The organism is Agrobacterium sp. fls2-241-TYG-188a (assembly GCF_030209845.1).
Genome location: NZ_JARVRD010000001.1, coordinates 1,387,281 through 1,408,253, shown reverse-complemented (window position 1 = coordinate 1,408,253; position 20,973 = coordinate 1,387,281). Strand labels below are relative to the sequence as shown.

General features: G+C 57.1%; 12 protein-coding genes and 1 pseudogene. 8 read left to right on the top strand and 5 right to left on the bottom strand.

What is annotated here, in order from left to right:
* Nucleotides 1-58: 58 nt before the first annotated feature.
* Entirely contained in the window at nucleotides 59-1,411 is a 1,353-nt protein-coding gene (pglB, locus tag QRN85_RS06010; protein WP_113170739.1) for a polygalacturonase PglB, read from the top strand.
* A gap of 20 nt (nucleotides 1,412-1,431) precedes the next feature.
* On the opposite strand, the gene QRN85_RS06005 is transcribed toward pglB, so the two are convergent.
* The 4 genes from QRN85_RS06005 to QRN85_RS05990 are packed head-to-tail and all read right to left on the bottom strand — an operon-like array spanning nucleotide 1,432 to nucleotide 7,857.
* Entirely contained in the window at nucleotides 1,432-2,571 is a 1,140-nt protein-coding gene (locus tag QRN85_RS06005; RefSeq protein WP_113100345.1) for an alpha/beta fold hydrolase, read from the bottom strand.
* A gap of 56 nt (nucleotides 2,572-2,627) precedes the next feature.
* Complete coding sequence (locus QRN85_RS06000; RefSeq protein WP_284756854.1) at nucleotides 2,628-5,705, bottom strand: efflux RND transporter permease subunit; 3,078 nt, start codon at nucleotides 5,703-5,705, stop codon at nucleotides 2,628-2,630.
* Complete coding sequence (locus QRN85_RS05995; protein WP_113170737.1) at nucleotides 5,702-6,787, bottom strand: efflux RND transporter periplasmic adaptor subunit; 1,086 nt, start codon at nucleotides 6,785-6,787, stop codon at nucleotides 5,702-5,704. Before QRN85_RS05995 ends, QRN85_RS06000 begins: the two co-directional genes overlap by 4 nt.
* A complete protein-coding gene (locus QRN85_RS05990; RefSeq protein WP_062590033.1) occupies nucleotides 6,784-7,857 on the bottom strand; it encodes an efflux RND transporter periplasmic adaptor subunit in 1,074 nt (357 codons plus the stop codon). The genes QRN85_RS05995 and QRN85_RS05990 overlap by 4 nt, the downstream gene beginning before the upstream one ends.
* A gap of 109 nt (nucleotides 7,858-7,966) precedes the next feature.
* On the opposite strand from QRN85_RS05990, the gene QRN85_RS05985 reads away from it, so the two are divergent.
* The 6 genes and pseudogenes from QRN85_RS05985 to QRN85_RS05960 all read left to right on the top strand — a co-directional run bounded on the left by QRN85_RS05985 (nucleotide 7,967) and on the right by QRN85_RS05960 (nucleotide 15,892).
* Nucleotides 7,967-8,590 (top strand): TetR/AcrR family transcriptional regulator, encoded by a 624-nt coding sequence (locus QRN85_RS05985; protein WP_113170736.1) that lies wholly within the window; start codon nucleotides 7,967-7,969, stop codon nucleotides 8,588-8,590.
* Nucleotides 8,591-8,751: 161 nt separating this feature from the next.
* Nucleotides 8,752-9,387: pseudogene (locus tag QRN85_RS05980) on the top strand (ABC transporter ATP-binding protein); the annotation flags it as partial.
* Nucleotides 9,388-11,096: 1,709 nt separating this feature from the next.
* Nucleotides 11,097-11,786 (top strand): ZinT family metal-binding protein, encoded by a 690-nt coding sequence (locus tag QRN85_RS24495; RefSeq protein WP_502870753.1) that lies wholly within the window; start codon nucleotides 11,097-11,099, stop codon nucleotides 11,784-11,786.
* A 388-nt stretch (nucleotides 11,787-12,174) separates the two neighbouring features.
* Entirely contained in the window at nucleotides 12,175-13,554 is a 1,380-nt protein-coding gene (locus QRN85_RS05970; RefSeq protein WP_284756856.1) for a GntP family permease, read from the top strand.
* Nucleotides 13,555-13,690: 136 nt separating this feature from the next.
* Nucleotides 13,691-14,494 (top strand): potassium channel family protein, encoded by an 804-nt coding sequence (locus QRN85_RS05965; RefSeq protein WP_062586231.1) that lies wholly within the window; start codon nucleotides 13,691-13,693, stop codon nucleotides 14,492-14,494.
* Nucleotides 14,495-14,614: 120 nt separating this feature from the next.
* The gene (locus QRN85_RS05960; protein WP_113170734.1) at nucleotides 14,615-15,892 is read left to right on the top strand and encodes a DUF2254 domain-containing protein; all 1,278 of its coding nucleotides are present in this window, start codon (nucleotides 14,615-14,617) and stop codon (nucleotides 15,890-15,892) included.
* 57 nt (nucleotides 15,893-15,949) lie between these two features.
* Here QRN85_RS05960 and QRN85_RS05955 read toward each other — a convergent pair whose 3' ends face one another.
* Nucleotides 15,950-16,930 carry an AraC family transcriptional regulator gene (locus QRN85_RS05955; RefSeq protein ID WP_284756860.1) on the bottom strand — a complete coding sequence of 327 codons (981 nt, stop codon included), beginning with the start codon at nucleotides 16,928-16,930 and terminating at the stop codon, nucleotides 15,950-15,952.
* Between the two features lie 428 nt (nucleotides 16,931-17,358).
* On the opposite strand from QRN85_RS05955, the gene QRN85_RS05950 reads away from it, so the two are divergent.
* Nucleotides 17,359-20,847, top strand: a complete 3,489-nt coding sequence (locus QRN85_RS05950) for an autotransporter outer membrane beta-barrel domain-containing protein (protein WP_162734077.1) — start codon at nucleotides 17,359-17,361, stop codon at nucleotides 20,845-20,847.
* Nucleotides 20,848-20,973 lie beyond the last annotated feature (126 nt).

Sequence of the window (20,973 nt, the reverse complement as noted above, 5' to 3'; positions counted from 1 at the left end):
AACCGGTTGAAGTTCCGCCTTCGCGATAACATTCCAGCACACTATGTCAGGTAGTCTCATGTCTCTCTCCCCCACGATCCATATTGCCGCACAACCGGACGACCTCACCGAACAGCTGCAATCGCTTTTCGACAGGCATGAAGGCATGCTGCACATCGTCCTGGAGCCGGGCATTCACCGGTGCGGCGGGTTGCGTCTGCGCTCTAATCTCACGATCGAGATCGTCAAAGGTTCAGAACTGCATTTCATTCCCGATTACGAGGCCTATGCCCACACCATGGTTGCGATCGTCGCGGAGGAAAGCGATCGCGCAATGATGACTGCGGTCGGAGAGAGCAATATTGCCCTCGTTGGAGGTGGCCGCATATTCTGCGCGGGATCGACGCTCTATACCCATGGTGAGGATGGCGACATGGGCACATTGGTCGCATCGCGCTATCGCCCCCGCATTCTCGTTCTGGACGGCTGCAAGAATATCCGCATTGAAGGTCTGCGGATCGACGATTCACCAATGTGGACGATGCATTTTGCTGCCTGCGATACTATTCAGGTCAAGGGTGTGGCGGTCGATAACGACCGGCGTATGCCCAACACGGATGGCATCGTGATCGATGGCTGCCGAAACGTGGACATCATCGACAGCGAGTTCCGCACGGCCGATGATGGCATCGTGCTGAAGACGACACGACGTGAGGATGGAACCCTTACCGGACCATGCGAGAATGTCTCCGTGCGCAACTGCGTCGTTGAAAGCAGATCCTGCGCCCTCAAACTTGGTACGGAAAGCTTCTCTGCGTTCCGCAACATCTCCTTTGAAGATGTCCGCATTGAAAAATCCAATCGCGGTCTCGGAATTTTCTCACGTGATGGCGGGGTGGTTGATGGCGTGCGCTTTGTCCGCATTTCTGTGGATTGCCACGAAACGCCGGCTGGTTTCTGGGGCTCGGGCGAAGCTATCACGATTACTGTGCTGGACCGTCGACCAGAGGAGTTTACGGCCGGCAAGGTCTGCAACGTGCTTATCGAAGACGTCGAAGGCACGATTGAAGGTGCGATCAATATGGTCGCCGAAACCGAAGGCGGCATTTCCGATATCACATTGCGAAACATCGCATTGGAGCAAAAGGCAGGCCCACTGAAGACGGGACTGCGCTACGACATTCGCCCGACCATCGATGATCGTTTCGACCGCTTTCCGATTGGAGATAAGAGTGCCGGACGCGTCAACGCCTGGCGCTTTGGCCCGGATGGCCAGATTATTGGCCTGATTGCATATCCGGGTGGGATGCCAGCCATCTTTACCAAGGGTGTGTCCAACCTTGTCACCGAAAATATCAGGATCGGCCGTCCCGAGCCGCTGCCGGAAAACTGGAACCGCGAGATTGTGGTGAACGCTGCTGCTTCAAGCTGACAGCAGCGTTCACGACATTCCTATTGTGGGCTGACGAGCTGGCCTGCCAGTCTGAATGGGCTGGCCACGGCGGCACCAGCTGCGTCGAAAACAAAGGCGCCGATGTTTCTGCCATTCGTGCGCATTTTTGTTTCCGCCTTGTCCAGATTTCCTGCAAACTTTGCCAGCGAAGCATATCGGTCGTGGCCAAGCCCATCTGACGACTGCAGCGATGAAATGTCGATGACGGTGAGATGCTCGGCTTTGGCGGTTTTTTCGATAATGGGATCGTGGATATCCAACAGGCCGACGCGAGGACGTTCTCCTCCGACGAAACTGGAGATGCTGAGTGCGTTATCCTGTTTCGAGACAAGCAGAACAATGGGATTGCGGATACGGCCAATATCCTTGAGCTGTGCCTGGAATACGTCGGTGTCGATATCCGGTGCCGCCAGCACAATTTGCAGCTTTTGCAGGACGTCGTCACGGCCCTGAAGTTTCAGCTGCCTTGAGACTTCCATCGAGAGAAAGCCTCCCATGCTGTGTCCGAACAGAATGATGCGTTTGATCTTTGGTGATCGCCCAAGTGCCTTGAGAAGCGCATCCAGCTCCGTGCGTGAATACAAGACGGCATCCCTGTCGGCGACGTAGCCGGCAACGCTTGCAGCCGAGGGCCAGGAGAACATGATCGGAGGGCTCATTGCATTGGCGTCTGCGGCAACCTGCGCTGTTCGAAACAAGGCCTCCTGGTAGGAATAATTGTAGCCATGCACGAAAACAGCGACTGTCCCATCGAATCTGGCCGCCTGCGTCGCTTCCCGCACAAGCGCGTCGAGCGAGAGCTTTTCGCGTTCAAGCACGATGTAATCGCGTTTCGGGTCCGGCTTGGCGGTAGGGTACTTTATCGCCGCACCGTTTCTGTCTTTCGGAATGGAAAAAACGAAACGGTCGTAATGAAGGTTTTGGCCCCACCGGTTTCCAAATGTCCCGTCCTTCGTTTCGCGATCGCGATTGGTGACCGCAAGCACGCTTAGCGTTTCAGCTGCGTCATTTTTCAATGCCACGGGCTTGAGAACATCCGGGCTTGGGCGCGAAACGCAGCCGGTCAGGGCAAACAGGACTGCAATCACGCTGAGGAGACTGAAACGGCCTCTGTCGCTTCTAGAGAGGGAAAGAAACATCATGGGGGTCGCTTTATGGAGGGAAAAAGGTAACGGGGCGTCTGGCGCCCCGTCTCTTAGCAGGCAGGTGCCGGCGTGTCTGTCGGCTCGACATCATCTTCGCGTGGAATTCTGAACCAGGCAACATAGAGAGCTGGAAGAAACAGAAGCGTGAGAACCGTTCCGACAACGATGCCGCCCATCATGGCGTAGGCCATCGGCCCCCAGAAAATCTCGCGAGAGATGGGGATCAGAGCCAAGGTGGCTGCTGCCGCCGTCAACATGATCGGCCGCATTCGGTGTTCGGTCGCTTCTATGACGGCTTTCCAGGGCGACATGCCTTCACTTCGCAGTTGTTCGATCTGCACCACAAGGATGACCGAGTTTCTGATCAGGATCCCGATGAGGGCAAGAACACCGAGGATCGCCACGAAGCCCATTGGCGCGTTGCTGAGCAGGAGCGCGGCGACGACACCGATAAGAGCAAGCGGGGCAACAGCAAAGACAAGGAACAGACGACTGAAGCTTTGCAGCTGCAGCATCAGGATCGTTGCCATTGCCAGCAGCATCATCGGCGCAACCGCGGCGATTGGCCCCTGCGCATCGGCACTGGATTCCACCGAACCACTAATCTCGACCTTGTAGCCTGCGGGCAATGTTTCCGTGAACTTCGCGACTTCGGGCTTCAAGCGTTCGACAATGGTTGCCGGCTGCGTCGTGCCCAATACCGCAGCCTTGATGGTGATGGTCGGAATACGGTCTCTGCGTCCAATCATGGGCTGTTCGAGTTCATAGCGGAACTTCGCGACAGCCGAAAGAGGGACGGATTTGCCGTTCGAACCTGCCAATTGGAGGTTCTTCAAGGTTTCGATAGAGCCGCGTTCGACGTCTTCTGCCCGACCGATGACGTCGATCAGGTAGATATCGTCCCGGATCTGCGTCGTGGACGTTCCCTCTACAATATCGTTGAGCAGGGTCGCGATATCCTGGGACGAAACGCCGAGCTGCCTTGCCTTGTCCTGCAGGACATCAACCTTCACCACACGCGATGGTTCGTTCCAGTCGTAGGTCATGTTGGACAGGAGCGGATTGGAGCTGATGATGGTGCCGAATTGCTGCGCATATTGGCGCACCTTCTGCACATCAGGTCCGCTGATGCGATATTGAACCGGCTTTCCAACGGGTGGGCCAATATCGAGCAGTTTCACAAAGGCGTCGGTGCCTGGGAATGTCTGCGAAAGGTAAGACTGCAGATCATCTTTCAGCCGATTGCGCGCTTCCACATCCTTCGCCACGATAACCGTCTGGCCGAACCAGCTTGCCGGGCTCTGAACATCGTAGGACAGGATGAAACGGGGTGCGCCTTCTCCGACATAGGTTGACCAATGATCGATATCGCCGTTTCCGACAAGCTTGTCCTTCTCGAACTGGGCCATTTGCCTGTTGGTTTCGGCGATGGTGCTGTTTTGCGGCAAGCTCCAGTCGATGATAAGTTCAACGCGGTCCGATGCCGGGAAGAATTGCTGCTGAACGAGACCAAGGCCGCCAATGGAAGCGCCGAACACCAATACCGTCGCTCCAATCGTGAGCCAACGCCACCGCATGGCAATCAGAAGCAGCCAGGCAAAGGCGCGCGCAGTACGTCCCTTTTGCTCATGATGCGATTTCATCGTCTTCGGAAGGATGACGACGCCCAGCAATGGTGTGAAGACCACCGCAACGATCCATGAAACGACGAGCGACACCGCGATGACGACAAAGAGCGTGAAGGTAAATTCGCCAGCCGCGCTGCTGTTCAGGCCGATGGGAATAAAGCCTGCAACCGTGACCAGCGTTCCCGTCAACATGGGGAATGCGGTAGACGTGTAGACGTAGGTTGCTGCCTTTCTCAGGTTGTCGCCAGCCTCAAGTCGCGACACCATCATTTCGACGGCAATCATCGCATCGTCCACGAGCAGGCCGAGCGCGATAATGAGCGCACCGAGTGAAATTCGCTGGAGCGAAATGCCCGTATATTCCATGAACACGAAAGTGATTGCCAGCACGAGCGGGATGGAAACGGCAACCACAAGTCCTGCCCTAACGCCAAGGCTGATAAAGCTGATGGCAAGCACGATCACGACAGCCTCGAAGAGGGCGGTTGTGAAGCCCGAGACCGCTTCCTCAACGACGGCGGGCTGGTCGGACACGCGATTGACCGAGACGCCAATGGGAAGGTCGGCAACGACACGTTTGATTTCTGCGTCGAGATTTTCGCCGAAGGTCAGCAAATTGGCGCCGGGCGTCATGCCGATTGCAAGACCAATTGCGGGCTGTCCATTGAAGCGGAACAGCGACGATGGAGGGTCGACATATCCGCGCTTGATCGTCGCAACGTCGGTCAGCGGGAAATAACGGTCATTGACCCTCAGATTGATGGCTTTGAGGCTTTCCTCGGATGCAAATGCACCGCCCACTCTCAAGGCAATTCTTTCAGGACCGGCATCAACGAAACCGGACTGCGTGACCGCGTTCTGGGACTGCAGTGTCTGGATGATGCTCTGTCGGTCCAGTCCGAGCGCGGCAATCTTGCGCGTCGAGAATTCGAGATAGATGGCTTCGTCCTGCGCGCCGATGACGTCAATCTTGCCTGCATCCGGCACTGTCAGAAGCTTGGCACGGGCGTCCTCGACAAGGTCGCGCAACTGGCGCTGGGAAACGCCGTCTGCCGTAAAGGCGTAGATGTTTCCGTAGACATCGCCAAATGTATCGTTGAAGAATGGACCGACGACACCGCTGGGAAGATCTCCCTTGATGTCGCTGACCATATTGCGAACGCGGACCCAGTTGCCACTGACGTCCCTTGCCTTGGTGGTGGGAAGCAGTTCGACATAAATCGTCGTTTGTCCGGCCTTGGTCTCGCTGCGCGTATAGTCGAGTGCATCAAGTTCTTCGAGTTTCTTCTCGATGCGGTCCGTGACCTGTTTTGTCACCTCCTCTGCGGAGGCTCCCGGCCACTGCGCATTGATGATCATCGTCTTGATCGTGAAGGAGGGGTCTTCCTCACGGCCGAGATTGATGTAGGAGAATGCACCCGCCAGGATGAAGATGATCATGAAATACCAGACGAGCGAACGGTGCTCGAGCGCCCAGTCGGAAAGATTGAACGGTTTCACTGGGCATTCTCCTGGTCAATGCGAACGGCCTGGCCGTCTTTGAGTTGGTTCACGCCCGCCGTCACCACGCGGTCGCCGGCATTGATGCCTTGGGCGACGATCACAGTGCCGGTTGAGGCTGGGGTAGCTTCAAGGGTAACTTCACGGGGAGATACCGTGCCGCTCTTGTCATCCACGATCCACACGAAGGTTTTTGCACCTTCCTTGCGGATGGAAGACGAGGGAACCTTGATGACGGGCGCCGATGTCGCCGTGGCACTTGCCATGATGACGGCTCCCAGACGCAAGGCTTCCGGAGGATTGATCAATGTCAGTTTCGTGCGCCGCGTGCGGGTCGCATCGTCGGCCTCGGGTGCTATTTCACGAACGACAGCCTTGGTGTGAATTGCCGGATCGAGCTGCAACGAAACATCGAATTCCGCGCCGGGCTTGAGAAGCGAGCTTCCGGCCTCCGGCACGTCGATCACGGCATCGCGTTCTTCCGGCCGCGCCACTGTAACAACGCTTTGACCCGCGGAAACGACCTGCCCGACCTCGGCAGATGTTGTGGTGACGACACCATCGAATTCGGCCAGGAGGCGGGAGTAGCCCAGTTGCTCCTCTGCCTTATCAAGGTTAGCCTTCGCCTTGTTGACATTCGCTTCAGCGGTAGCCCGCTCCTGCTGTGCGCTTTCAAAGGTTGCTTTGGCCGCGGACTGGCGCTCGAACAGGGTCTGTTGGCGTTGTTCATTGGTTGCCGCATTTGCCAGCTGTGCCTGGGCATTGGACAAATCCGACTGCGCGCTTCTGACGGCCAGTTCAAGAGAGAGTGGATCTATCGCGGCAAGGACCGCACCTTTTTTGACGACGTCCCCAACCTGGACATTTCGTGCCACGATGCGGCCGAGGATGCGAAAGCCGAACTGGGTCTCGATGCGTGCTTCCACCGTGCCGGGGAGGCTGAAAGCGACTTCCGGTGCCGGCTGTGCAACCATGAAAAGCACAGGACGAGGCTTTTCGGCAGGCGCTTCATCCTGTTTTTCGCAGGATACAAGAAAGGTCGCCGCAAGAAGCAGCGATATCAATGTTGCTTGGACCTTCATTGGGCGGCTCCCTTGTAGGCCACGACTTCGCCGGCAGACAGGAATTTGTTGCCACTGGTCACCACGGTTTCTCCCTCGGAAAGTCCCGCGCGAACTGAGAAGCGTTCATTTGAATAGTCTGCAACTTCTATCTTCCGCAAGGACACGGAACCTGCCTTGGGATCGACGATCCAAACTGCGGGTTGTCCGGAAATCGATGCCATTGCCGACCAGGGCAATTGCATCATGCTTTTCGGCTTGTAACGCGCGGTCGCGGCGACGGCGCTGCCAAGGCGAACATCAGCATTGGCGTCCAGCGCCAGCTTTATCCTCACGGTGCCAGACGATGTATCGATGGTTGGAGATACCTCACGGACGGTCGCCTTGATCGGTTGCCCGCCTGAAAGCATACGCACCATGATATCGTTTTGAATTTCACCGCCAATAAGAACGCTTTCGTCCGCGTTGATCACCGCATCGCGGGGGCCATCGTGCGCCAGCGTGAAAACCAGTTGTGCGGCCTGCGCAACTTGTCCAACTTCGGCGTTTCTTGCGGTAATGATGCCATCGGCATCGGCTTTCAATTCCGTTTGCTCAAGGGCATCGCGGGCAGTATCCACCTGCGCCTGTGCGGACTGGACCGTGCCCTGTGCTGTCAAAAGCGCTTCCTGCGCTTGGTCGAGGGCGGCTCTGGTGGTCACACCGGTATTGAAGAGACTTTGCTGGCGGTCGAAGGCCTGTTGCGCCTGCATCTGCTGCGCTTCAGCCGACTGAAGTGTCGCCACCGCAACCTGAAGATCGGCTTTCTGCTCCTCCGGGTCGATGCGGGCGAGAATCTGGCCCTGCGACACGTGGTCGCCGACGTCGACCAAACGTTCGGTTATGCGGCCGCTAACGCGAAAGGAAAGATCGGACTGAACGCGCGCGCTGACTTCTCCCGTGATCGAGATTTGATCGGTGGATTCAAGCGATTTGACCTGAACCGTTTCGACCAGACGCTTGGGCTTTTCCACCTGCTGGTCGTCGGGTGTGCAAGCGGTCAGGCCCGCCAGGGATGCCGCCGCCAGGGCACTAATAGCAAGACTTCTCATCTATTGCCTCTTGAACCGTGATGAAACCCTGATACATTTGACTTACCGGACAGTCAATGAAATTATTGTATGTTCGAAACGGCTGAAATTTAATGGTTAAGGATAGCATATGAAACGGCTGACGCGCGCCGAGCAAAAGGCACTTCGGCCCACCCAAATTCTTGAAGCAGCATTCCTGGAATTCGTGGAACGCGGCTTCGCGACGGCGAGAGTAGAAGATATCGCAGAGCGCGTTGGCGTAACGAAAGGCACTGTCTACGTCTATTTCCCGACCAAGGAAGAGCTTTTCGCAGCAATGATCCGCTATACGGCTTCGCCACTCGATGATCTGGTGGCGGAGAGCCGTGAGTTGAAAGGCACATGCCCCGAGCGGCTGATTGCGATGTTGCATCTGCTTTACAAACGGCTTCTGGACGACAAGAGGCTTCGTCAGCTTCTGAGGTTCGTCATTTCGGAGGGCACACGCTTTCCCCAGGTCATCGCCACGCACCACGATGATCTGATCGCGCCAATCCTGGCCTGCATACAGTCCATCCTGGACGAGGGCGTAGCCAATGGCGAGTTTGTCGGGGGCCCGCGGGCCACGGCGCGCATCGTTTTTGCTCCTCTCGTCGCAATAGCTGTCGATACACTGGTCCACGGTGATAGCCGCGAACTGGAGGTGCCCGACTTCATGGCGGCCCATCTTGACCTCGTGATGGGCAGTCTTCTGATCCGAAATCAGGACCGTTGAACGCCTGATGTGCTTTTCAAAAAAGACTTGGCAAAATAAATTAAACGGACGGTTCATTTATTTTTTTGAAGTGTAACCTGATGTGGCATCCCTTCATTGGTTGAGGAGGCCAAGAGGGCGAGGCGGCATCGATGGAGGATTTGCGTCGTGCCGAGGCATGTCCGCGTTTCTATGAGGTAACCGGCGGGGCTATCCTGATCGACGGTATCGATATCAGGGAGATGACCCTGAAGTCGCTGCGCTCCAGCATCGGCATTGTCGCACAGGATGTTTTCCTTTTTGCAGGCACGATCCGCGAGAATATCGCCTATGGCCGTCTGGGTGCCACGGAAAGTGACATCGAGGAGGCGGCGCGGCGCGCAAGGCTCGACACTGTGATTGCGGCTCTTCCGGGCGGCCTCGATACCATCATCGGCGAGCGCGGCGTCAAGCTATCAGGCGGCCAGAAGCAGCGGCTGGCCATTGCCCGCATCTTCCTCAAGAACCCGCCGATCCTCATTCTTGATGAGGCAACCTCGGCGCTCGATACCGAAACGGAACGCGCGATCCAGCAGTCACTCGCCGATCTCTCCCAAGGCCGCACGACGCTGGTCATTGCTCACCGGCTCGCCACCATCGCCAATGCCGACCGCATCCTCGTTGTAGAAGACGGCCACATCGTCGAACAGGGACGCCACGCAGACCTTATCGCCCGAAAGCATGGTCGCTATAGCCAGCTCCATGCTGCCCAGTCCGCAGGCCACGTGACTGCTACCAGCGATCAGATGTCCTTTGCGGTGTCGGTTTCTGGCGATTGACGAGGGAGGAAGGCGAACGCGCCTAAATCGCCATTGCTGTATCTCTCCACCTGTGCAGGAGCGCAAAGCAAGGCCGTTTGCACAATGGAAGCCGCCAAAGCGGGCGACGTAGCGAGTAAGCCTGCATATCGCCTGCCCGGAAATGAATGTCCAATACTGTCGCGCGGTCGCGTCTTCAATGGCGTCCTGTGAGTTAAAATAATTTGCTGAATATTTGAGCGCCAGGGGTTGCGCACGCTTCACACCGATCATAAACGTTATAGCATTACATGGGGCACTGAGCGTAGATGCCTTTAGGATGGAGCTACAGCGTCGTCGTGACTGATATTTGCCTGACCTCTGACAATCTAACCCGCGCGTCGTGGAGCATCGCGCTTCGGGAGCAGGAGCGAGTGTGTCCAGCATCGTGTCTTCGCACCGCGGTCGGCTGCCGACGAACCTGCACCTGCCTCCAACGTCATGATGCTTCACGGCGTTAAACCCCGGCATCTATGACCTACCGCAGCTGAGATGCCGTCTAGTGAGACGAAGAAATCCACAACGACAATGTTATGTAATATCATTAAAAGGAGAGAAGAATGGGACATTTAATTCGAAGCGTATCTGCGCTGGCGCTGTCAGCGACCCTTTTGGGGTCGGTGGCTCATGCGCAGGACGATGAAGACAGCAAGACGCTGTACCGCGTCTTTGTGGGAGACCATAAGGATCCAAAGGTCACGGCGTTTGATCTGAGTAAGCCCGAGAAGCGCTGGACGTTCAACACGGTCGGCCAGAATAAGCTGTACAGCGTCAATGAAGGTGCAAGTGTCGTCGCCGTTCAGTCTGACAATGATGCCGTCAACTTTATCAATAGTGGCATTACCCTTCACTCTCATGGTGACCATTCCGACATCGAGATTACCGATCCGCAAGTCGTGACAAAAGCCCTGACCGGCCCGCGCCCCTTTCACGTCATTGATCACAACGGCAAGATTGTCATCAACTTCGACAAGGGCGGTTACAACGAAATCGTTGATGCACATGAACTATCCGATGGCGAGATTGAAACGACACGCCTGAAACAGGCCCGTGCTCATCACGGTTTTGCCGCGCCTGTCGGAAATGGCTGGGTAACCACGGTTGCCTCCGATGCCCCGGTCGAAGGCAATGTGGCTCCGACCCGTGTCGGCTTGCGTGCGGTTAAGGAAGACGGCACGCCCACAGGCGATGTGGTGACCTGCACAGACATTCATGGTGAAGCATTTTCTGGCGCCTTCCTCGCCGCTGGATGCAAGGAAGGTATTTTGGCGGTGACCGCGAGCGCTAATGGCCCAGTGGCCAAGATGCTGACCTATCCCGCCGCTTTGCCGAAGGACCAGACCACCGGCACCCTGCTGGGCGCAAAGAGCATGCAGGTATTCCTCGGCAACTACGGTGCCAGGGGTCTCGTCGTCATTGACCCCGCCGATGAGCCGCACTTCCGTTACATCGAGCTCCCCTTCCGCCGTATCGACTTTGCCCTGGATCCTGTCAACGTTCGCTTTGGTTATGTGCTGACGGAAGACGGCACGCTGCATCAGATCGACATTCTCGGCGGCAAGATTTCCAAGGGCGCCAAGGTAACCGAACCCTATTCCATGGACGGGCACTGGAACGATCCGCGCCCTCGGATCGCCCTGGCTGGAGACGAAGTCGTCATGAGTGATCCCAACGCCGGACTGGTACGTCGTATCTCCAAGACGGACCTGAAGGAAGTCGGCGCGATAAAGGTTGAGGGCAAGCCCTACAACATTGTGGTTGCTGGTGGCAGCGGCCAGGTCCATGAGCACGCTGACGGTGAAGCACACGACCATGCCGGTCATGATCATGCTCACAGTCATGGCGACCCGAAAATCTACGCCGGTTACTTCGAGGACAACCAGGTAAAGGACCGCCCGCTTGCTGACTATGTTGGAGACTGGCAGTCAGTCTATCCTTACCTCAAGGATGGTAGCCTTGATCCCGTCTGGAAGCATAAGGCTGAAAAGGGAACGGCAACCGTAGAAGAAATTCGTGCCGAGTACGAAGTCGGATACAAGACTGACGTAGAGCGTATCACCATCGACGGCGATGTCGTTACCTTCTTCAAGGACGGTCAGCCGTCGAAGGGCACCTACGCCTATGATGGCAAAGAAATCCTGACCTACAAGAAGGGCAATCGTGGCGTACGGTTCATCTTCAAAAAAACAGGCGGTGACGCGACGGCTCCGCAATACATCCAGTTCAGCGACCACGGAATTGCTCCGAACAAAGCAGACCATTACCACCTCTATTGGGGTAACGACCGCGCAGCCTTGCTGAAGGAAGTCACCAACTGGCCGACTTATTATCCGTCTTCATTGAAGGCAGAAGAGATTGTCAGCGAAATGAAGGCTCATTAATCGACCAAACCAACGACGACAGCATCCGGCCTTCACTGGACGGATGCTGCTCCATCGGAAAAGTTCATTCCTTTTGTTAAGCGGGGTAGGGCTCAATCTGTGCGACATCAGTTTCCGCGCGGCTGCCTCGCGCCCACCCCGCATTATCAACAAGTCCCTGTCGCAGATTTTCCGGAAGTCGCTGGTTCGATTTCGTTCAAGAACTTGGAAATGTCCTAAAACAGCGCGACACTCATTCATGTTACTGTTAAACCCCCGTCTCGCGTTGAAGACGAGCGGTTGCTTCTTGATAAGGGACCGATCTCGTTCTTGGTAAGCCAAACACTCAGTCACAAGCGATTGTTGAAACGGGCGGCGAAGTCAGCGTCCTCAGTAAAGGAGTATTCATTTGCCGGAATTCGAACAGACATTGTCTGCGGGTACCTTGATTTCCATAGCAGTGGGCGCGGTTGCGCTTCTGTTGTTGCTCATCATAAAATTTCGCGTTCACGCCTTCGTGGCACTCATTCTCGTCAGTTTCTTGACCGCGCTTGTCACGGGCATACCGACGGCAAACATCATGAATACGCTCACGACAGCCTTTGGCTCCACGCTCGGTGGCGTGGCGCTTCTCGTGGGGCTTGGCGCGATGCTGGGCAGGCTATTGGAAGTATCCGGTGGTGCGCAGGCTCTGGCCGACGATCTTATCCAACGTTTTGGCGAGCAACGTGCGCCTATGGCTTTGGGCATCGCATCTCTTTTCTTCGGCTTTCCTATCTTCTTTGACGCCGGCCTCGTCGTTATGTTGCCTGTCATGTTCACCGTCGGACGCCGTCTGGGCGGAAGCCTCTTGCTTTACGGAATACCGGTCGCGACTGCGTTTTCCTGCATGCACGTTTTCGTGCCTCCCCACCCTGGCCCCGTCGCCGCATCTGAATTGCTGGGCGCTGATGTTGGCCTGCTCATTATCGTCGGCCTCATTGTTGCTGTGCCAACGTGGATCGTGGCGGGTCATTTCTTCGGTCAGTGGATCGGGAAGCGCATCTTTTTGCCGGTGCCTGACGATGTCTCGGAAGCAAAATCGTCTGACGATGGCGTCTCCTTACCCAGCTCCGGCCTGGTGGTTGCGCTTTTGCTTTTGCCGCTGCTGTTGATTTTCATGAACACGGGGCTTGATTTCGCGCGCGCGCAGGAATGGGTGAACAAAGATGCTGGCTGGTTCCAGCTCTTGCGCGCCATAGGGTCCACACCGATCGCACTCCTCATATCGGTTCTCGTCGCGGCCTTTGTGCTTGGCCCGATGCGCGGTAGAGACCCTCTGAAGGTCGAGCGTATCGTCGATTCGGCTCTTGGTCCGGTCTGCTCCGTTATTTTGATAACCGGGGCCGGTGGCATGTTTGGTGGTGTGCTTCGCGCATCCGGTATTGGAAACGCGCTTTCGAGCGCGCTAGCGGATATCGGCATGCCCGTCTTTGTCGCCGGCTTCCTGATCGCCACGGCGCTGCGCGTTGCGCAGGGTTCTGCGACCGTCGCCCTCATCGCCGCGGCTGGACTTATCCAGCCTGCGGTCCAGGCGGCGGGTTACCAGGGTGTGGAACTGGCGGCTATCGTCATCGCAGTTGCATCGGGTTCAGTCATGCTGTCCCATGTCAACGATTCCGGGTTCTGGCTTGTTGGTCGTTTCTTCAACATGGACATCAAGACCACATTCAAGACCTGGACCGTGATGCAGACGCTGGTGGGGCTCCTCGGCTTTGCTCTGTCGGGACTGATCTTCACTTTGGCTTGAAACGAGCTTTGAAAAATGACAACCACCGGTCAGCTGGCATCCGTCAGACCGGTGGTCGTCTTACACTCCGATCAGTTCGACTTGGAGAGCAGCGCTTGACGTTGACCTGTGGGTGGCGGACCTTTATCCGTTAAGAATGACACCAGACGTAGAAGCCAAAAGCCCCTTGGCAGGGCGGATCGAACAGCTGCAAAGCAAGCTGCGCCGTATCGAACGCGGACGCGACACATGGGCTCTGCGCTGGCAGGCGGTGCTCGCCGTGATCGATGTCAGCATCATCGCATTCTTTATCTTCGGCCCTTTCCTGCGCAGTGGGCCGTCATATCTGATTATCGATTATCTCATCGCAATCTGGATCCTGGCCGAAATTCTCGCGAGGGCTTTTGCGACCGGCTCAGTCGTGGCATCCCTCAAGCGACCGATGACATGGATCGACATCGTCATACTGGCAACGCTTCTGTTTCCCAATGCTCTCTTCAACTTCGCATTTCTGCGGGCAATGCGATTGTGGGCGGTCGGCGAGAGCCCGCTCTTTGCTTTCGTTCTCAGACGGCTGGGTTGCCATCAGTACAGGGACGTCGCTCGCGCATCGCTTAACTTTTTCGTTTTCCTGTTCATGGTAACAGGGTTCGTCTACACTACGTTTTTCTACCACCAGAGCGGTCTTATCGGCTTTGTCGATGCGCTTTATTTCACCGTCGCCACGATGACCACGACGGGCTTCGGTGACATCACCTTGCCCGGGCCGTTAGGAAAGTTAACGTCCGTTGTCACGATGATCGTTGGTATCTCGCTGTTCGTCAGGTTGGCACAATCGATCGTCAGGCCCTACAAGGTCATGTACCCATGCGAAAAATGCGGTCTCCAGAGGCACGAAGTTGACGCGGTCCACTGCAAGGCTTGCGGTCATTTGCTGAACATTCCGAACGACAACGATTGACGGTGTCATTGCGTTTGCCCTTTCAATAGCCGGTGTGCGATAAGCGCCGGTTCTACTCCCGCCGGTGAAGCGAACATCACCTGTGCCAGTTCCGCCGCATCGTTTTTGAGATGGATTCGAATGACATCACGCTGGGCATGGTTTTTTGCAAAGGTTGCGCGCCGCATCTGGTTTCGGGCGACATTGTTCTCGATACTTGCCGTTGCCACCGCTCTCATCGCCATTGTTGTCAGCCCGTTTATTCCAAGTGACCTGCCGACCAAAATCGGCGCTGACGCCGTTGACAACATCCTCGGCATTATTGCTTCCAGCATGCTGACGGTGACAACATTCTCCCTCAGCACCATGGTCTCAGCCTATTCGGCGGCAACCAGCAACGTCACGCCGCGCGCGACAAAACTGGTGATGGAAGACAGCACGACGCAAAATGTTCTGGCAACTTTCGTCGGCTCATTCCTGTTCAGCCTCGTCGGTATCATTGCGCTGAGTACGGGCGCTTACGGTGATCGCGGACGGGTCGTTCTTTTTGTCGTGACCATTGCGGTTATCGTGCTGATCGTCGTGACACTGCTGCGCTGGATCGATCATCTCTCACGACTGGGCCGCGTGACAGAGACGACTGAGCGGGTGGAGATTGCCACCATCGACGCCATGCGCGCGCGACGTCAGAGCCCTTATCTCGGTGGCAAGAGGTTAACCGATGAGAAGGATATTCCGGTCTCGGCGATCGATGTTTTTATCGACAGAATTGGCTACATCCAGCATCTCGATACCGGCGCACTGTCCAAAATCGCAACGGACGCAAGCGCGCGCATTTTTGTACGCGTGATCCCAGGACAATTGATCAATCCTAAATGTCCGGTAGCATCCATCTATGGTGTCGCAGAGGACAAGATCGCAGACGTCCTGGCCTCGATCCGAACATGTTTTTCCGTGGAGGATACCCGATCCTTCGATCAGGATCCAAGATTCGGCGCATCGGTCCTTGCCGAGATTGCATCCCATGCCCTTTCGCCCGCGATCAATGATCCCGGTACTGCGATCGATGTCATCGCCCGTGCGCTCCGCGTCCTAGCAGTCTGGGACGAACCTGTAGAGGCCTCGGATCACGAAGCCATCCCATATTCAAATGTCTATGTCCCGGCCATCCAGCTCGATGACATTTTCGACGACCTGTTCACGCCGATCGCCCGCGATGGCGCAGCGATTGTCGAAGTCGGCCTTCGCCTCCAGAAGGCTTTTGGTGTTTTAGCACGGTTCGACGCGCTTGGCTTTCGAGACAATGCCATCCGACATTCGACGGAGGCGCTATCTCGAGCTGAGCTTGCTTTGAGCCTGGAAAGCGACAAACAACGCGTAAGAGCAGCTGCTCAGACTGTCTCCTGCGAGACCGTTTAGGACGCTATGACTAGTCGCCCGGCGTAGGTCGCGACAGCTTCTCACTGCCTGAGATACTTATAAAATCGCCAGTTCCACTGCGAAGTTATCGGGTTGATCAAGCCCAGCGCGCCAGGGGAGTTCATCGTAGATTTCCAGTCCGGGCGCATCGCCAAACTGTTGCAGCTTTTCCGACACCCAGATGATGATGGCGCGGTAGGAGGAAAACACAGTGTGATACGGCCCACGATGTCGCGCCCGCGCAACGCGGCTGCGTGGCAAAGACATCGCTGAGAAAGGTGTCCCATGCAGTGAGGCAGGCATGGGTTGCGGTGCTTCGATCGCGCAGTCGTAGCGCATCAGGCCACGCGGAGTGATCTGCGGGTCATCCAGCGATATGCCAAAGAAGCGCTTGCCCCGCGTGTCGATTTCGGCTTCCTCCAGCAATCTGGCAAAGGCTTGCCAATACTCGCCCACACGGGCATGCGAACCGAAGAAGCGCACGGCCAAAAGGTTCAGCGTATCGCGTGAGTCTGCGCTGACATGCCGGGCAAGTTCATACTCATGCGGTTCAGACGGTGTCGCGGCAGCACGGGACCACACCCTGTATTGGCTTGGCCCGTGGCCGAACTGCCGCAAAAACGCCCGCGAAAAAGCTTCCGTACTGTTATAACCGACCGCGACAGCAATCTGCAGAACGGACGTCTCCGTCATCTTCAACAGCATTGCCGCCGTCTCAAGCCGTTGGCGCCGGGCAAAGGCCCCCACGGTTTCGCCCATTACTGCGCTGAACCGGCGCTGAAAATGGTGCAGGCTGAGCCCCGCCTGTGCAGCAACGGCCTCGAGCGGGACGATCGGCAAGGCAGAGGCGCGATAGCCCTCCATCGCGCGCAATGCATTGAGGATAGCCGGATCATCCAACAGCATGGGCGGGAGACGCGTGCGCAGGGGCGGCTCTAGCGGTCCGATGGAAGGCTGCGAAAATTCCAGCGCACCGGCAATGGAGTTTTCGTTGCGTGTCGGCTCCTGCGCGGAACGGGTATCGGGTTCAAAAATCATATTAAACCTCAAATATATTTTCGGCCCGCGAGCCGCTGCACGTGGGCAATATGCACCCATGCATAAGCCATAAAAAAATGATTCACAGCAGCACAATGCTTCGAAAACAAAAAATTTTACAAACCGCATTTTCGATCAAAAAGCAGTGCGTGCTGGTTGCTACCCTGCGCGCAAAATATGCGAATTGCGGCGCGTCGGTTTAACGCAGTGAAACGAAAAGGCACGGACGGCCACCCCCTGGCAAGCAGCTGTTCAACGGCGGAGCCGGGCAATGGATCACGTCGAGATGTGTAGTGGAGCCACAAGATTGGGTCTGCGGTTTCGTCAACAAGTGGAACGTCGAGCCATGCGGCTCTTCGCGGGAATGAGGCACTCCGTGCGGAAAACGTCCGGGCTGGTGAGCGAAATTGAAGCATGGAAAGCATGGCATGAAGAGCGAAAAAAGTGAGACCCGCGGCAAAGACACACCCTCCCGCACCGATCACGCTAAATCACGCGCCGAAAAAGCGGCGCTCGCCCACAGCGGCCATGTCGGCTTGCGCCTTGTGGCATCCCCTCTAGCCATCGCAGTCTTTGGCTCCACGCTTGCGCTTCCACAGACCGGCTTGGCGGCAGACGCGGCTGGCGGTGCCGTCATGACGATATATGGCGGGATAGGGGGAGCCGGAAACGGTCACGGCGGTGCCGGTGGCGACAACAACGGCTCCGGAACCATCACGAACAACACGTCCTCAAGCAGCAATGGCGCAGGTGGCAATGGCGGCACCAGCGCTGTCGGCGCAGCCGGAGGCAGTGGTGGCGCGGCGGGAAGCGTTGCGACCGGCCCATCCATTGCCGTGACCAGTGATATTACTGGTGGCGATGGTGGTGATGGGGCAGCAAGTGTCAGTTATAGCAGCGGCGGCGGCGGTGGCGGTGGCGCAGGTCTGCAGGCAGGCAGCGCCAGCATCACGGTCAGTTCGGGCGTCAACGTTTCTGGTGGCAATGGCGGTGATGGCGGCGCGTCCCACAGTGGCGGCGGCGGCGGCGGTGGCGGTGGTGCCGCGCTGGTCTCCAACATTGCAGGAGCAACCATTGGCAATGCGGGCACACTGACCGGCGGTGATGGAGGAAATGGTAGTAGTGGCTATGCCGGAGGTGGCGGTGGCGGCGGTGACGGTTTGCTGGTCGCGGGCAGCAATACGACCGTCACCAACACTGGCAACATCACAGGTGGCTCAGGCGGCGCAGGTGGCTCAAGCGGCACGCCGGATGGCAGCCGGGCTAGCTATAGCGGCACTGGTGGTGCCGGTATCGACCTGATGGGGGGCAACAACACAATTATAAACAGCGGCAACATAAGCGGCGGCAATGGCGGATTAAGCAGCTTCAGCAGCATGGCTGGCGGTGTGGGCATCATCACCTATGGCGACGATACGATCACCAATAGCGGCAGCATTTCGGGCGGCATGTCCGGCAATGGTGCGACGCGTGCCAACGCCATCCTGTTCAACGGTACAGGAAATCGGCTTGAATTGCTCACGGGCTCGGCCATTACGGGCAATATTGAATTTGCCAACAGCAGCGGCGGCACCATCGCTGCGCTCAACAGCGGTATGAATTTAACCAACGCAATCGTGCTGGGGAACGCCTCTGCGCTGACCTTCGACACCAGCACAGGACAAGCGCTTGAGGCATCCGGCATCATCTCCGGTTCAGGAACAGTGGCCGTCAGCGGCGGCACATCCGCAATCGTTTTTAGCGCTAACAATAGTTACACAGGAACCACCGCGATTTCTTCTGGCGCCACATTGCAGCTCGGCAATGGCGGTACGACAGGCAGCCTCGGCACCGGCAATGTCGTCAATGACGGCACGCTGGGCGTCAATAGAAGCAACACGGTCTCAATGAACAATAATATGAGCGGAACCGGTAACCTGACCCAGGCTGGCACCGGCACCACCATTTTGAGCGGGAACAACAGCTATACCGGCACGACAACTATTTCCTCCGGGACACTGCAAGTCGGCAATGGCGGTACCTCGGGCACGCTCGGCAATGGCGATGTGGTCAATGACAGCGCCCTCGTCATCAATCGCAGCGACAGTCTAACTATTGGTAGCTCGATCAGCGGCACGGGCACGCTCACCCAGGCTGGAACCGGCACCACCATTCTAACCGGCGGCAACAGCTATGCGGGCACCACGACCATCTCTTCCGGTACGCTGCAGATCGGAAATGGCGGCACGACAGGCACGCTCGGCGCGGACAATTTGGTCAACAACAGCGCGCTTGTCGTCAACAGAAGCGGTAGGCTGACGCTCGGCAACTCGATGAGCGGAAATGGGACCTTTACGCAGTCAGGCACCGGCACGACTGTGCTGACCGGCAACAGCGCAGGCTATAGCGGCAATATCTTTATCGACAGCGGCGTCTTCCAAGTTGACGGCATTATTGGTGGAAACACAACGGTCAGAAGTGGCGCCACGCTTTCAGGCGCCGGAACAGTCGGCAGTACCGTCATCAACTCCGGCGGCATACTTTCGGCAGGCGGCAACAGTATCGGTACGCTCACGGTTGACGGCACGCTCCAGCTAGATGATGGCTCCACCTTCCTCGTGGATATCGCAGGCAACGGCACCAGCGATCTGGTAACCGCAACCGGAGACGTGAGTGTCGACGGCACCGTCGTCGTCACAACGCTGGATTCAAAGAGCAGCTATGTCTCGGGTCAGACCTATACCATCCTTTCGTCCGACACGAATCTGACAGGCACCTTTGATGGTGTGACGACCAGTTCTAGCTTTCTCCAGCTACAGCTCGATTACACGGCAACAGGGGTCGAGCTGATAATCACCAAGGTCGGAAGCTTCGCAGACGTCGGCTATACGCCAAATCAGCGGGCCACGGGGCAGGCACTCGAAACGCTGACGCAGTCTGGCTCTTCGCTTGCACTCTACAACAAACTGTTGATGCTGTCGGATAATGAGGCCGCGAGCGCTTTCGACATGCTGAGCGGCGAAATCCATGCCAGCCTGAAAACGGCGATATTGGAAGACAGCAGTTATGTGCGGGATGCCATGACGGCGCGCCTGCGTGGGGCTAGGAATGACTGGGACGAAGGCTTCTGGTCGTCCGGCTACGGCGCCTGGGGCAAAACCGGTGGCGACAGCCCGAACGCGGCCAGACTTCAAACTTCGACAGGCGGATTGATTATCGGTGGTGACGCATCGCTGCCCGGCGACTGGCGCGTCGGCATCGCGGCAGGCTATGGAAAGTCCCGTGACACACTTGATGATCGCGCCTCAAGCGCCGACATGGATAGCTACACCGTTGGAACCTATGCCGGCACACAGGTAGGCAAGCTTGCCCTGCGCATGGGCCTCAGCAATAGCTGGCACACAATCGACACCAATCGCAATTCCAGCTTCTCAGGCTTTGAGGAGAACAACAGGGCAGCCTACGACGCCCGAGCTATGCAGGCCTTTGGTGAAGCGGCTTATGTCATCACGGATGGGACCACCACATACGAGCCTTATGTCGGGCTGGCTTACGTGAACCTTCATACGGACGCCTATGATGAGAATGGAACCGCCGGGCTTCATGGAGAAAAAAGCAACCAGCAGGTGATCTACAGCACCCTTGGTGCCCGAATGGATACGCCCCTGCAACTCGGTGACAAGACCGGCCGGTTGCATGCAGGATTGGGCTGGCGCCATGCGGAAGGCGATACCACCTCTTCGGCAACCCACGCCTTTGACGGGTCTGATGCGTTTACCGTGACGGGCGTCCCCATTGCTGGCGACACAGCGCTTCTGGAAGCCGGGCTGAATGTGCCTCTGCGGGACGATGCAGATTTCTCCCTTTCCTACAAGGGCCAGTTCGCGTCACATGCGTGGCAGAACAGCGTCCTGGCAAATCTGCGTGTGAGGTTCTAAGGCATCCTCTCCATCCCAGCTCCTTCCGGCCCCTGCACCCACTTGCCAAGCCGGGAGGAGCAGCGTCTTGCCACGTATTTTGTCGGTTAACTAGCTGTTGGCCACTACGTTGAAAATTTTGCTCGC